We start from the raw sequence: 14076 nt of genomic DNA on the forward strand, positions 1-14076 counted from the left end.
GGGCCATAATAGAACGAAAAGGGCGCCTATGACCAAAGCTACCAAACCCGCCGCCACGGCGACCCTGACCTACGGCGATACGTCCGTCGAACTGCCGGTACTGTCGGGCTCGACGGGTCCGGACGTCATCGACATCCGCAAACTCTACGCCGCGACTGACGCCTTCACCTTTGACCCGGGCTTCACCTCGACGGCGGCCTGCGAGAGCGCCCTGACCTTCATCGACGGCGATGAAGGCGTCCTGCTGCACCGCGGCTACCCGATCGACCAGCTGGCATCGCAATCGAACTTCATCGAGGTCTGCCACCTCCTGCTGCACGGCGAACTTCCGACCGCGGCCGAGTACGAGGCGTTCGAAAACTCGATCACCATGCACACCATGCTGCATTCGCAGTTCGATCGATTCTTCGAGGGCTTCCGTCGCGACGCTCACCCGATGGCCATCATGGTCGGGACCGTCGGCGCCCTGTCCGCCTTCTATCACGACAGCCTGGACATCCATGACCCGGTCCAGCGCAATATCTCGGCCATCCGCCTGATCGCCAAGATGCCGACCATCGCGGCCCGCGCGTACAAATACCACATCGGCCAGCCATTCGTTTCGCCGCGCAACGACCTGTCATACGCCGAGAACTTCCTGCGCATGTGCTTCGCCGTCCCGGCCGAGGACTATGTGGTCGATCCGGCCCTGGTCCGCGCCATGGACCGCATCTTCACCCTGCATGCCGACCACGAGCAGAACGCCTCGACATCGACGGTCCGTCTGGCCGGTTCGTCGGGCGCCAATCCGTTCGCCTGTATCGCCGCCGGTATCGCCTGCCTGTGGGGTCCGTCGCACGGCGGCGCCAACGAAGAGGCGCTGACCATGCTGAAAGAGATCGGCACCCCGGACAAGATCCCCGAGTTCATCCAGGGCGTGAAGGATCGCAAGTACAAGCTGATGGGCTTCGGCCACCGCGTGTACAAGAACTACGATCCCCGCGCGAAGGTCATGCAGCAGTCGGCCTACGAAGTTCTGGCCGCCACCGGCCGCGAAAACGACCCGCTCTTCCTGGTCGCCAAGGAGCTGGAGAAGGTCGCCCTCAGCGACGAGTACTTCACCTCGCGCAAGCTGTTCCCGAACGTGGACTTCTATTCGGGCATCACCCTGTCGGCGATGGGATTCCCGACCTCGATGTTCACCGTCCTGTTCGCTCTGGCCCGCACCGTCGGCTGGATCGCCCAGTGGCAGGAAATGATGGCCGACCCGTCGCAGAAGATCGGTCGCCCGCGCCAGCTCTATACCGGCCCGACCCAACGCGATTACGTGCCGATCCAGTCGCGCGGCTGATCGGTTCGCACAGATGGAACGCCGGGGCCCGCGCCCCGGCGTTTTTCTTTGTCCGGACACGATCGGCGGCTGTCCGGACAGGTCTTCGCTGGCGGGTGACGCAGACCGAGGCTGAGATGTCGCCATGACCCAGACCTCAGAAACCCTCCTCCCCGAAGCCGTACCGGCGCCGTCCAGGCGCGCCGAAGTCCTCGACTTGGCCCGTACGATCGGGGCCGCCCTCGGAGCCGCCCTCCTGATCCAGACCGTGGCCTTCCAGCCCTTCACCATCCCGTCGGCCTCCATGGAGCCGGGTCTGGTGGTCGGCGACTATCTGGTGGTCTCCAAGTTCGCCTACGGCTGGAGCCGCGCCTCCCTGCCGTTCGATCCGCCGCTGCCGTCGGGGCGTCTGTTCGAGCGCCTGCCCGAGCGCGGTGACGTCGTCGTCTTCCGCCGCCCCAGCGACCCGCAGGAAACCTGGATCAAACGTGTCATCGGCCTCCCCGGGGACCGGATCGAGGTCGTGAATGGGACGGTCATCGTCAACGGCGCCGCCCTGCCCCAGCGCGCCCTCGGCCCTGGCCTAGACCTGGATCAACCCGCCCGCCCGGTCGAACGGATGGAGGAGCGTCAGGCGAACGGTCGCGCCTATGTCACCTTCGACGGCGGTCGGGGGCTAGGCGGTGACGACCGCCCGGCCCAGGTCGTGCCCGACGGCCAGTTGTTCGTCATGGGCGACAACCGCGACAACTCGCTAGACAGCCGCTGGTCGCCAGACGTCGGCGTGGGTCTGCTGCCGGTCACCAACCTTGTGGGACGGGCCGAGATCGTCGCCGCCTCCTGGCGACCCGGCGCGGCGCTGTGGAAGCCGTGGACCTGGTTCAGCCTTCGGCCCGGACGCCTGCTGCGGACGATCGACTAACGGGCTTCGAACTCGGCGAAGGTCACCACGCCGTCCCGATTCGCATCCATCTGCTCGAAGGCCGCGCGCGAGCCCGGCAGGGCCTGGGCGATCGACGGCGCCGCCGCCGCCCCGATGACGAGGCCCACGACAGCCGCGGCCACCGCCTGCCAGGCCTTCGACGACCGAGGCGTCTTCGGCGCCCCGGTCTCGATCAGCCGCCGGACCACCTCGCTCGCGGTGACGCCCTCGACGCGGCAGCGGTCCATGAAGGCCAGCTTGGCGGCGTGCGGCAGCCGGATTTCCAGAGTCTCGCTCTTTTTCGGCGGTCGGGGCGTGGGCATGCGACGATCATCCATCGGGATCAGCGCCCCGACCCTAGCCTTGACGCCGCCTTCGAACCAGAGCCGCCCGCGATGACGCTCAGCACCGCCTCGGCGGCCAGGCTCGATGGATCCTCGCCGCCTCGCCCCATCAGATCCAGCGCCGCCGTCTGGCGCGCGCTCAAGGCCTCACGCGCCGCCGGGTCGTCCAGCAGGTGCCCGACCTCGGCCACGACCTTTTCGGGCGTCGCGTCGGTCTGGATCAGTTCGCGGGCGATCTCCTCGTCAGCCGCATGGTTGAACAGGGTCGCATACTTGCCCGTGAAGAAGGGCTTCATGATCGCATAGCTCAAGGGTGCGAACCGATAGCCGATGACCATGGGCGCCCCCGCCAAGGCCAGTTCGGTCGAGACCGTCCCGCTGGTCGCCAGGGCCACGGTCGCGGCCTTCATCGCCGCATACTTGTCAGCCTCCGACACCAGATGGGACCGGAACGGCCAGGCCGCGACCCGCGCCGTGACATCCTCAGCCACCGTGCCCGCGACCGCGACCACGACTTCCAGTTCAGGCCGTTCGGCCTTCAGCTGTCGGATCGCCGCCTCATAGACGGGTGTCATCAGCCGGATCTCGCTCGGCCGGCTTCCCGGCATGACGAGCAACAGAGGCGCATCGGCCGGGATGTGTCGCGCGGCGCGGAAGGCGACGGGATCGGCGTCGTTCATGTCGACATGCAGGGCCTGCGACCCCACCACGGTGGTCGCCAGCCCTTCGCGCTCGAACCATGGCGCGTCGAAGGCGTAGAGGGCCAGCAGGTGATCGACCGCCCCCGCCAGCGTCTTCGCCCGCCCCGGCCGCGACGCCCAGACCTGAGGTCCGACGTACTTGATCAGCGGTACGCCCGGCAGAACCTCGCGCAGCGCCTTGGCTACCCGGATCGTGAAACCCCAGCTGTCGATCAGGACGACCGCGTCCGGCTTTGCCCGAACCGCCAGGGCCACGGTGTCGGCGACCCGAGCCTTGACCCGGCCATAGGCCCGAAGCCCCTCGAGCCACCCGAGAATAGACAATTCGGCAATGTCGAACGGGCTGTGCACTCCCGCGACGGCCATCTTCGGTCCGCCCACGCCCACGAACTCGGCATCCGGGCGTCGCGTGCGCAGCGCCTTGGCCAGACTGGCGCCGAGGGCATCGCCCGACGCCTCGGCCGCCACCAGCATGATCTTCATCGGCGGTCCTCGCCCCAGACGAACAGACCCAGCCGGTCCGCCGCTTCGATGATCGCGGCCCGGTCGATCAAGATCAGATGACCCGAGATCCCGCCCACGCCCGCCAGCCCCGCCGCCGCCGCGTTCTCCACGGTCCGCGCCCCGATGACCGGCATGTCCACCCTCAGGTCCTGGATGGGCTTCGGCGCCTTGCCGAGCGCGCCCTTCAGCGCACCAGGGCTTCCCCGCAGGTCCGCCGGCAGGCCCGCGACACGGCTAAGCATAGCGTCCGTGCCTTCCTGCGCCTCGACCGCCAGGACCAGGCCGTCGCAGACGACCGCGCCCTGGCCGATATCCAGTTCACCTGCCTTTTCCGCGACATGTAGCGCTTTTCTAAGATCGAGAAGTTGCTCCGCCGTCGGCGCGACGCGGCCCAGCGCGCCGACCGTCAGGGTCTCGCCGCCGAGGATGTCATCGGCACCCTCGATGGCATAGCCCTCGGCCTCGAAGACCGAGAGTATCTTTCTCAGCAGGGCGTCGTCCCCCTTGGTCGCCGCCGCGATGATCCCCGGCAACACCAGCGCGCCCTTAAGATCAGGCTTCAAAGCCTTGAAATCGGGTCGGTTCACGGTTCCGGCAAAACAGACCGCGGTGCAGCCTTCCGCCTTCAGCGCGGCCAGTACCTTGCCGATCTCGGCCATGCCCGCGTCGATGCCCGGGTATCTCACCAGATGGGGGTCGGCGAAGCTGGTCAGGCGGACGACGAAGACCGGCCGCCCCTCGACCTCGCACCGCGCCGCGATGGCCAGCGGCAGGGCCCCTCCGCCCGCGATCAGGCCGAGCTTGCCGCCGCTCACCCTGCGACTCCGAGGCCTGAAACCAGGATTGGCGAACTTGGTCGAGTTGACCATGCGGCGGCCCGGATGGGTCCCGGTTCTTGGTCGGTTTGACGAGCGGTTCCCGTCATTCGCCGGGCAGGCAAAGAGGCCGTTTGCCGTCCTCTCGGATGAAGGCGACGATCTCCATGATCTCGGGCAGATCGGCATAGTCGCGCTCGACGCCGTCGAGGCGGTCGGCGAAGACGCCCTGACCTTCGAACAGATCCCGGAAGGCCGCCAGCAAACGCCGCACGGCATCCTTGCCGTACCCCTTCCGCTTCAGACCGATCAGGTTCAGCCCGTGCAACTGCGCGTGATTGCCCCAGGCCGATCCATAGGGAATCACATCGCGCGTCACGGCCGCCAGACCGCCGACGATGGCGCCCTGACCCACCCGGCCGTTCTGGTGCACGGCGCAGAGGCCGCCGAGAAAGACCTTGTCTCCGATCCGGGCATGGCCGCCCAGGGTCGCGCTGTTCGCCATCACGACGTTATCGCCCACGACCGCATCGTGACCCACATGGGCGCCCGTCATGAAGAGGCCGTTGGCGCCGACGCGCGTCACCCCCGCGCCCTGCGGCGTGCCCCGGTTGAAGGTCGAATGCTCGCGGATCGAATTGTCCGCGCCGATCTCCAGCCGAACGGTCTCGCCCTTGTAGCCATTGTGCTGTGGATCGCCGCCGATGACGGCGAAGGGATGGATGACCGTGCGCGCGCCTACGCTCGTATCCTGCTGAACCACCACATGGCTGATCAGGGTCACGCCTTCGGCCAGAACGACGCCGGGCCCGACCGTGGACCAGGGCCCGATCACGACGCCGTCGCCGATCACGGCGTCGGGGTGGACCAGGGCGGTCGGATGAATGCTCACGAGGCGGGCTGATCGACGGTGACCACCATCGCCATGAACTCGGCTTCGGCGGCCAGCTTGCCGTCGATGAAGGTCTCACCCCGGAACTTGTAGGCGTCTCCCCGCTTGCGCGTGACGATGACGTCCATACGCAGTTGGTCGCCCGGCCGCGCGGGCTTCCTGAAGCGCACGCCGTCGATGGACATGAACATGATGACCTTGTCCGCCACCGCCACGTCCATGGTCTTGGACATCAGAAGCGCCCCCGTCTGGGCCATGGCCTCGACAATCAGGACGCCCGGCATCACCGGATCGATGGGGAAGTGGCCGGGGAAGAAGGGCTCGTTGTGGGTGACGTTCTTGATGCCCGTGATCGAGGTTCCCGGCACGAAGGCCTCGGCCTTGTCCACCAGCAGGAAGGGGTAGCGGTGGGGCAGCCGGCGCATCACCTCGGCATAGTCGATCGTCACTTCAGGCCCAGTCGCCGCCTCAGTCATCCGTCCGTTTCCCTTTTCTGGACGCCTGTTTGGACACCCAGACGGTCTCGCGCAAGAACTGACGGATCGGTTTGGCCGGATAGCCGGACCAGGTTTCGCCCGCCGGAATGTCCGCCAGCACCCCTGCCCCCGCCGCGACCCGCGCGCCGACGCCGATCTTCAGATGGTCGCCGATCCCGGCCTTGCCGCCGAACATGACGCCGTCGCCGACGACGACCGACCCCGAAATCCCTGTCTGGCCCGCGATCAGGCAGTTGCGTCCGATGACGCAGTTGTGGGCGATCATGACCAGATTATCGATCTTCGTATGCTCGCCGATGACCGTGTCGTCGAACGCGCCGCGGTCGATACAGGTATTGGCGCCGACGGTGACATTGTCCTGAACGATCACCCGGCCCAGCTGAGGCACATCGACCGCGCCGGTCGCGCCGCCGGCCGCGCCGAAGCCGGCTTCGCCCAGGCGTGCGCCGGCATAGATCTTCACCCGGTCGCCGATCAGGGCGAATCGGATGCTGACGTTGGGACCGATGTCGCAGTCGCGGCCGATCTGAACCCCGGGACCGATGACGGTATTGGCTCCGATCCGCGTCCCGCGCCCGATGCGCGCGCCCTGGCCCAGGACAACGCCGGGCTCGATGGCTACAGTATCGTCCTCGCAGGCGTCTGCCACAGCCGTTCCGACCAGGCCCACGGGCAGGTGGAGTGCCACAGCGGCCGCAGCCCAGGCGGCTTGCGGCGTGCGGGAAACGATCACCACCGCGCCCGCCGGAGCGGCATCCACAGCCTCCCTCGGCACGATGAGGCAGCCGGCCGACGTCGCCTTGAGCGCCTCGAGGAACTTCCGGTCGCCTAGGAAGGCGATCGCCTGTGCATCCGCCGTCGCCAGAGGGGCGACACGGGTGAACCGGGTCTCCGAAGTGCGAACGACCTCGCCGCCCGTCAGGGCTGCGAGGTCGCCGACGCTGAGCGGGCTCAGCGTGTCGAAGAAACGGGCGTCGGGCGCCATGCCCTGCGCCGCCCTTATTGAGCCGCTTGAGCCGGGACCGGCAGGCGGTTGAAAGTCAGGGTCGGCAGCTGGCTGTTCAGGCGCTGGATGACCACGTCGGTCACGTCCATGGCCGGGTTCAAGATGAAGACGCTTTCACGGTCGATCAGGATGCCGCAGCCGCGCTCTTGATAGACGGCGACCAGGATCGGCTCGACCGCGGCCGAGATCAGACGGCGCTGTTCCGACAGGGTGTAGCGCAGCTCGTCCTGACGGGTCTGCTCCAGGGTCTGGGCCTCGGTGATGCGCGCCTGCAGGGCCGTACGGCGCGAGCCGTCGGCGTCAGCGGCCTGACCGCCCTGTTGCAGGGCCGTAATCTCGCTCTGGATCGTGGTCGCGTACGGGGCCAGTTCGCCCTGCACTTCGGTCGCCAGCTGTTCCATGCGAGCCTGAACGGCCTGACCGGCGGTCGAGGTCGCCAGCAGTCGCTGGTTGAAATAGACGCAGACGCCAGGGATCGCGGGGCCGGGGTTTTGCGGGCCCTGGCTCTGGGCCACGGCGGTGGAGGCGACGAGCGAGGCCAAGGCGAAAGCGCCGATAGCGAGGATTTTCATAGGTAACCTTTTTGAGCCGAATGGCCCGGCTTAGAACTGGGTGGAGGTCGAGAAGCGGAAGGTTTCGGTGCGGTCGTACTCTTCGTTGCTCAGGATCTGGCTGAAATCGAAGCGGATCGGGCCCATCGGCGACCTCCAGTGCACGCTGAGGCCCGCAGACGCGCGAAGTGACAGGTCGTCCACGATCGAGGTGTCGGGCAGCCCATTGGTTCCGAGCGTGTAGCGGTCGTCCAGAACCCCCAGGGTGCCGACGTCGGCGAACAGGGAGGTCTTGATGCCGTACTGGGCGGGCAGACCATTCGGTACCGTCAGTTCGACACTGCCGACGGCGTAAAAGTTGCCGCCCAAGGCGTCGTTGGTCGCCAGATCGCGCGGACCCATGCCGGCGTTCTCGAAGCCGCGGAAGCTGTTGCCGCCCTTGAAGAAGCGGTCGTTGATGCGGATCGCGTCGCCGCTCCAGCCTGTGACATAGCCGGTAGAACCCGAAACGCTGACGATCCAGCTGGGGGTGATGCCGTAGTAGACGCTCGCATCCGCTTCGGTCTTCACATAGTTCACGTCGCCGCCGATGCCCGCGAAGTCCTGACGCAGCGAACCAGTCCAGCCGCGCGTGGCGCGAACCGGGTCGTTCCTGCGATCGATCAGCAGGGTGTAGCCGACCGAAGAGTTCAGCGACGCGCCGACCTGTTCGCACAGGGCCGACGAACCGACGCCTCCGACGCTGCAATAGCCTGTCGGCACCAGGATTTCGTCGTCCTTGATGAAGTAGCGCATCTGCAGACGGCTGTAGCCGTTGATCGGGAAGCCCAGACGCACGCCCGCCCCGGTCGAGCGGTAATCGAACGAGGATTCTTCCTGGAAGTCGTAGCGCGAGTGGAAGACGTCGAAGCCGGCGCCGATGTCACGGCCCAGGAAGCGAGGCTCGGTGAAGCGGAAGTCGATCTGCTGACGCAGCGAGCCCCACTCGACGCGGGCGACCACGTTCTGTCCGCGACCGCGGAAGTTACGCTCCGAAATGCCCAGGTTGACGACGAAGCTGTCGACCGAGCTGAAGCCCGCGCCGACGGACAGTTCGCCGGTCGGTTGCTCCTCGACCGTCACATTGACGACCGAGCGATCCGGGGCGGCGCCCCGCGCCTCGTCGATCGTGACTTCCTTGAAGAAGCCCAAAGCCCGCAGGTTGTTGCGCGACCGTTCCAGCAGGGTGCGGTTGAAGGCGTCGCCCTCGGTCACCATCAGCTCGCGACGGATGACCGGGTCGATCGTGCGGGTGTTGCCGATGATGTTGATGCGGTCGACGTAGACGCGCTGGCCTTCCGACACGTTGAACGTCACGTCGATCGTGTCGGTCTCGGGGTTCGGGCGATAGGTCGGGTTGATATCGACGAAGGCGTAGCCGGCCGATCCCGCAGCGAAGGTCAGGGCGTCGACGGAGCTCTCGATCTTGTCGCTCTCGTAGAGTTGGCCCGTGCGGATCGGCAGCAGCAGCTCCAGGAAGTCCGCGTTCAGGCGGTCGTTCTCGGTGACGACCTGGATGTCGCCGAAGTTGTAGCGATCCCCTTCTTCGACCGTCAGGGTCATGGCGAAGGCGCTGTCGTCCGGCGCCAGCTCGGCCACGGCCGAGGTGATCCGGAAATCGTAATAGCCGCGGTTCGTATAGAATTTCCGCAGCTGTTCGCGGTCGTAATCCAGACGGCCGGGGTCGTAGTTGTCGTTCTTGGTGAACAGGCGCCACCACTGCGTCTGCTTGGTCACCATGACCTCGCGCAGTTCGCTGTCCGAATAGGCGCTGTTGCCGAGGAAGGTGATGGACTGGACGCCCGTCTCGGGGCCTTCGTCGATTTCGAAGATCACATCGACGCGGTTCTGCTCGAGCTGGACCAGCTTGGGCGTCACGTTGGCGGAGATGCGGCCCGACAGGCGATAGAGCTCGATGATCTTGCCCACGTCCTCCTGGACGCGGGCGCGGGTATAGATGCCACGCGGCGCGATCGTGACTTCCTCGCGCAGCTTGTCTTCGCTGATCGCGCCGTTCCCCTCGAACACCACCTGGTTGATGATGGGGTTCTCGACGATGCGGACGACCAGGTCGCCGTTGGGCTGCAGGCCGATCTGGACGTCGGCGAACAGCTGGGTGCGCGTCAGGGTGCGGATCGCGACGTCCAGGATGACAGGGTCGATCGTATCGCCCGGCTGGATCGGCAGATAGGACAGGACCGTGGTCTGGTCGATCCGCTGGTTGCCCTGAACCAGGATGCGGTTGACCACGCCGGACTCGGGAGCCGGAGCCTGAGCGGCCGGCTCCGCGATCTGGCCGGGCTGGATCGCCGGGGCAGGCGCGGTCTGGGCCAGGGCCGGGGTCCCTGCGACGAGCGCCAGCAGGCTGGCCGTGGCCGCGCAGGTCCTGCGCAGGTTGCGGTCACCCGTATTCGTAGCGGCGCGGAGGTCGTTCAGGATCATGCGGGAAACCATCGGGGGCTGGCGTCGGCTCAACTGACGAGCCCGCCGAGGAATTGGAACAGGTTCAACTTCTGCAGGTCGTTCCAGGTGGCGAACAACATCAAACCCGCCAGCAAAGCAAGACCGACCCGGTACCCCGCCTCCTGAACAGCCGCGGCAACGGGTTTCTTCGCCACAGCCTCGTAGGCGTAGAAAACCAGATGTCCGCCGTCCAGAACCGGGATGGGCAACAGGTTTAGAAAGCCGATTCCGATCGAAAGTATGGCGGCGAAGCTCGTCAGCGTCAGAAGCAGGTTCAGGACCGTCGCCATCGGGTCGGGATTCGCAGCCACCGCCGCATTGGTCAGTGCGCCGGACGCCTTGGCGATGCCCAGCGGCCCGCTGAGCTGATCGCCCGATTCCCGGCCGGTGAAGATACGGCCTAGATAGGTCAGGGTCGTCCCCAGGATATCGCCCGTCTCCTGAACGCCCCGCCCGACGGCCTGGATCGGGTTGTAACGGACATGCCGGCTTTCGGCGGCCGTCGAGGCCAGACCCAGTCCGATCCGCCCCACGCTCACGCGCCCGGCGATGGGATCGGTTTCCTCGCGCCGGACGGGGGTGGCGATCAGATCGATCTCGGCCCCTGCCCGCTCCACCGTGAAGCGCACGGGATCGCCGGCCGAGAGGCTGACCTTGCGGGTCACCTCCCCGGCGTCGGCGATGACACGGCCGTCGATCGCGGTGATCAGGTCGCCCGGCTGGAAACCGGCGGCGGCGGCGGGCGATCCCGCGCCGACCTCGGCGACGCGCGCGGGCCGCAGCTCGACCCCAACCAGGGAAAACAGCAGGGTGAAGATGAAGATCGCCAGGATGAAGTTCGCCACCGGCCCGGCGACGACGATCAGCATCCGCTGCCACACTGGCTTGAAGTGGAAATAGTCGCGCTCGGCACCCACGCCGTCGCGGGCGATGATCTCGGACTTCAGCGTGTCCAGTCCCCGGCTGTCGGGCACGCTCGAGGCGTCCATGTCGCCGGAGAATTTGACGTACCCGCCCAGCGGCATCCAGCCGAAGCGCCATTCGATGCCGTGCTTGTCCGTCCGGCTGAAGATCGCCTTGCCGAAGCCGATGGCGAACCGATCGACCTTCACGCCGAAGGCGCGGGCGACCCAGAAGTGGCCCAGTTCATGGATGGTGACGATGACCGTCAGCACCAAAAGGAACGGCACGATATAGATCAGGGCCTGTCCCAGCGCGTTCAGCATGCCGTCTCCATTCCCACCCAGCCGAATGGCTCAGGCGGCGAGCGCCAGATTTCCGACGATTTCGATCGCGACCCGGCGGGCGCGCGCATCGAGCGCGAGCGCCCCCGCGCAGGCATCGTCGAAATCGGCATCCGCCCCCGTCCTCGTCATCCGGTCAAGGGTTTCGGCGACGACTGCGGCAATATTGAGAAAGGCCAGACGCCGGTCAAGGAAGGCCAGGGCGGCGACCTCGTTGGCGGCGTTGAAGATGGTCGGCGCCCCCCTGCCCGCCTCCAGCGCCTCACGGGCCAGTTTCAGCGAAGGGAAGCGCTCTTCATCCGGCGCCTCAAAGGTCAGACGCCCCATGGCCGCGAGGTCCAGTTTCGGCGCCGGCCACCCCATCCGGTCCGGCCAGGCCAGGGCGCAGGCGATCGGTGTCTTCATGTCCGGCGGCCCCATCTGGGCCAGGGTCGAGCCGTCGATGAACTCCACCAGGCTGTGAATGATCGATTCGGGATGGACCACGACATCGATCTTCGAGGCCGGCATGCCGAACAGATAGGCCGCCTCGATCATCTCCAGGCCCTTGTTGGCCATCGTGGCGCTGTCGACCGAGATCTTGGCACCCATGCTCCAGTTCGGGTGGGCCACGGCCTGTTCCGGCGTAATGGCGGCCATGTCGGCCCGCGTCGTCTGTCGGAACGGCCCGCCCGAGGCCGTCAGGATCAGGCGCGACACCTGTTCCGGGGCCTCTGCCGGAAAGACCTGGAAGATCGCGGAATGCTCGGAGTCCACTGGAATCAAGCGCCCGCCGGAGGCCGTCACCCGCTCGATCAGCGCCCGACCGCAACAGACGAGGCTTTCCTTGTTGGCCAGGGCCAGGGTCGCACCCGTCGCTGCGGCGGCCCAGGCCGATTTCAGCCCCGCTGCGCCGACGATCGCCGCCATCACGAGATCAACGGGCCGCGTCGCCGCCTCGACGATCGCAGCCTCTCCGGCCGCCGTCTCGATGCCGGTTCCCGCCAGCGCCGCTCGCAGCGCTTCCAGCCTGTTCGGATCCGCCGTCACGGCCACGGCCGGACGCCAGCGCCGCGCCTGTTCGGCCAGCGTCTCGATATTCTGTCCGCCGGTCAGAGCCACGACCTCGAAGGCGCCTGTCCCGGCCGCCTCGGCCTGCTCCATCAGGTCCAGGGTCGAACGGCCCACCGACCCGGTGGACCCGAGCACTGTCACGCGACGCCGGATCAAGTGCCGATGCCGAAATAATGCGACAGGGTCCGTCCGACCGCGACGATCACGATGGCGAACATCAGACCATCCACCCGATCCATCAGCCCGCCGTGACCGGGAATCAGATTTCCTGCGTCCTTCACCCCGAACCGACGCTTCAACGCCGATTCCCACAGGTCCCCGGCCATGGTGGCGAGGGCGGCCGCGAAGCCGAGCAAGGCGCTCCATTCGATCGAGCGGATGCCCGCTTCAGGCAAGGCGGCCATGGCGGCGCCGGCTACGGTGCCGGCAATCAAGCCGCCGATGAAACCGGACCAGGTCTTGTTGGGCGAATAGCGCGGCCACAACTTGGGTCCGCCCACTGCGCTGCCGACCAGGAAGGCGACGATGTCAGAGGCCCAGGCGACCACGAAGGCCAGGGTGACCCAATAGAAGCCGACCGCCGTATTCCCGTCCCGCAGCCAGATCAGCAACAGGGCGGGCCAGCCCAGATAAAGGACGCCATAGGCCGCATCCACGCCGGACTGCCCGCGCATCTTCGCGAACAGGCCCGCCGCCGCTCCGCCGAAGACCAGCACGACGAGGCTGAACGACAGGGCTTCGATCGGATTGGACAAAAGCGTTGCGACGAGCGCGAGCGCCACCGCGGCCGCGATGGCCTTCCAGTCCTTCGGGGCGCTCATCTTGGCCCATTCCATGGACAGGACCACGCAGGCGATCAGCAGGACGCCCAGAATCCAAGGGCCGCCGAACCACACCGCCAGCAAGGCCACCGGCGCCAGCACCAAGGCCGAGGCGGCGCGCAGCCCCATGTCGCGCACCTTGAACCCCATCAGCCGGCCGCGAGCGCCGGCTCGACCGCGATCGCTCCGAAACGCCGGTCCCGCTGCTGGTACTGACGCACGGCGTCAGCCAGGGCCTCTTGCCCATAATCGGGCCACAGCACGTTCTGATAGACCAGCTCGGCATAGGCCGCCTCCCACAGGAGGAAGTTTGACAGCCGCTGCTCGCCCGAGGTCCGCACGATCAGATCGACCGGCGGCCCGCCCGCCGTCGACAGTCCCAGCCCCAGCGCCGCCTCATCCAGGGGCCCGGTCGCCTGACCGGCCAGCAACTGATCGACATAGGCTTGGGCGGCGTCGACGATGTCGGCCCGGCCGCCGTAGTTGAACGCGACCTGCAGCAGGAACCGCGTGTTGTGGGCGGTCGATCGCTCGGCCCGCTCCACGATGGCTGCAATATCGGCTGGCAAGCCTGTGCGGCGACCCAACACCCGGACACGGACGCCGTTCTTCTCGAGCCGGTTCAGGTCGCTCGCCACATAGGAGCGAACCAGACCCATCAGGTCCGACACTTCCTCAGCCGGACGCCGCCAGTTCTCGGTCGAAAATCCGAACACCGTCAGGCATTCAATGCCGAAGTCCGGCGCCGCCTGGACGGTGCGCTTCAACGCCTGGACGCCCTCGCGATGACCCATGGCCCGGGGCAGACCGCGAGCCTGAGCCCAGCGACCGTTGCCGTCCATGATCAGCGCGACGTGCCGGGGACCCGCTTCGGGGGCCGGCGCGACGCCAGGGGAGGCCGTCATCCGCTATCCG

14 protein-coding genes are annotated in these 14076 nt (G+C 67.1%); 2 read left to right on the top strand and 12 right to left on the bottom strand.

What is annotated here, in order from left to right; genetic code table 11:
• Positions 1 to 28: 28 nt before the first annotated feature.
• Both gltA and lepB read left to right on the top strand, forming a co-directional pair.
• Positions 29 to 1330, top strand: coding sequence for a citrate synthase (gltA, locus tag ACW171_RS04155; RefSeq protein WP_492095837.1), 1302 nt, complete (start codon positions 29 to 31; stop codon positions 1328 to 1330).
• A gap of 124 nt (positions 1331 to 1454) precedes the next feature.
• Entirely contained in the window at positions 1455 to 2231 is a 777-nt protein-coding gene (gene lepB, locus ACW171_RS04160; protein ID WP_492095838.1) for a signal peptidase I, read from the top strand.
• On the opposite strand, the gene ACW171_RS04165 is transcribed toward lepB, so the two are convergent.
• From ACW171_RS04165 to uppS, 12 genes are all read right to left on the bottom strand, one after another.
• Complete coding sequence (locus ACW171_RS04165) at positions 2228 to 2554, bottom strand: EF-hand domain-containing protein (RefSeq protein ID WP_492095839.1); 327 nt, start codon at positions 2552 to 2554, stop codon at positions 2228 to 2230. The genes lepB and ACW171_RS04165 overlap by 4 nt on opposite strands.
• A gap of 20 nt (positions 2555 to 2574) precedes the next feature.
• Entirely contained in the window at positions 2575 to 3759 is a 1185-nt protein-coding gene (lpxB, locus tag ACW171_RS04170) for a lipid-A-disaccharide synthase (protein ID WP_492095840.1), read from the bottom strand.
• Positions 3756 to 4595, bottom strand: coding sequence for a UDP-2,3-diacylglucosamine diphosphatase (lpxI, locus tag ACW171_RS04175; protein WP_492095841.1), 840 nt, complete (start codon positions 4593 to 4595; stop codon positions 3756 to 3758). Before lpxI ends, lpxB begins: the two co-directional genes overlap by 4 nt.
• Positions 4596 to 4701: 106 nt before the next feature.
• Positions 4702 to 5487, bottom strand: a complete 786-nt coding sequence (gene lpxA / locus ACW171_RS04180; RefSeq protein ID WP_492095842.1) for an acyl-ACP--UDP-N-acetylglucosamine O-acyltransferase — start codon at positions 5485 to 5487, stop codon at positions 4702 to 4704.
• Positions 5484 to 5963, bottom strand: a complete 480-nt coding sequence (gene fabZ / locus ACW171_RS04185; RefSeq protein WP_492095843.1) for a 3-hydroxyacyl-ACP dehydratase FabZ — start codon at positions 5961 to 5963, stop codon at positions 5484 to 5486. Before fabZ ends, lpxA begins: the two co-directional genes overlap by 4 nt.
• Complete coding sequence (lpxD, locus tag ACW171_RS04190) at positions 5956 to 6969, bottom strand: UDP-3-O-(3-hydroxymyristoyl)glucosamine N-acyltransferase (RefSeq protein WP_492095844.1); 1014 nt, start codon at positions 6967 to 6969, stop codon at positions 5956 to 5958. Before lpxD ends, fabZ begins: the two co-directional genes overlap by 8 nt.
• A gap of 14 nt (positions 6970 to 6983) precedes the next feature.
• Entirely contained in the window at positions 6984 to 7562 is a 579-nt protein-coding gene (locus ACW171_RS04195) for an OmpH/Skp family outer membrane protein (RefSeq protein ID WP_492095845.1), read from the bottom strand.
• Positions 7563 to 7592: 30 nt separating this feature from the next.
• The gene (bamA, locus tag ACW171_RS04200; RefSeq protein WP_492095846.1) at positions 7593 to 10022 is read right to left on the bottom strand and encodes an outer membrane protein assembly factor BamA; all 2430 of its coding nucleotides are present in this window, start codon (positions 10020 to 10022) and stop codon (positions 7593 to 7595) included.
• A 29-nt stretch (positions 10023 to 10051) separates the two neighbouring features.
• A complete protein-coding gene (locus ACW171_RS04205) occupies positions 10052 to 11269 on the bottom strand; it encodes a M50 family metallopeptidase (protein ID WP_492095847.1) in 1218 nt (405 codons plus the stop codon).
• 30 nt (positions 11270 to 11299) lie between these two features.
• Positions 11300 to 12496 (bottom strand): 1-deoxy-D-xylulose-5-phosphate reductoisomerase, encoded by a 1197-nt coding sequence (gene dxr / locus ACW171_RS04210; RefSeq protein ID WP_492095848.1) that lies wholly within the window; start codon positions 12494 to 12496, stop codon positions 11300 to 11302.
• The gene (locus tag ACW171_RS04215; RefSeq protein ID WP_492095849.1) at positions 12493 to 13311 is read right to left on the bottom strand and encodes a phosphatidate cytidylyltransferase; all 819 of its coding nucleotides are present in this window, start codon (positions 13309 to 13311) and stop codon (positions 12493 to 12495) included. Before ACW171_RS04215 ends, dxr begins: the two co-directional genes overlap by 4 nt.
• Complete coding sequence (gene uppS / locus ACW171_RS04220; RefSeq protein WP_492095850.1) at positions 13311 to 14066, bottom strand: polyprenyl diphosphate synthase; 756 nt, start codon at positions 14064 to 14066, stop codon at positions 13311 to 13313. The genes ACW171_RS04215 and uppS overlap by 1 nt, the downstream gene beginning before the upstream one ends.
• Positions 14067 to 14076: the final 10 nt, after the last annotated feature.

The organism is Brevundimonas sp. FV1ye28, assembly GCF_058681135.1.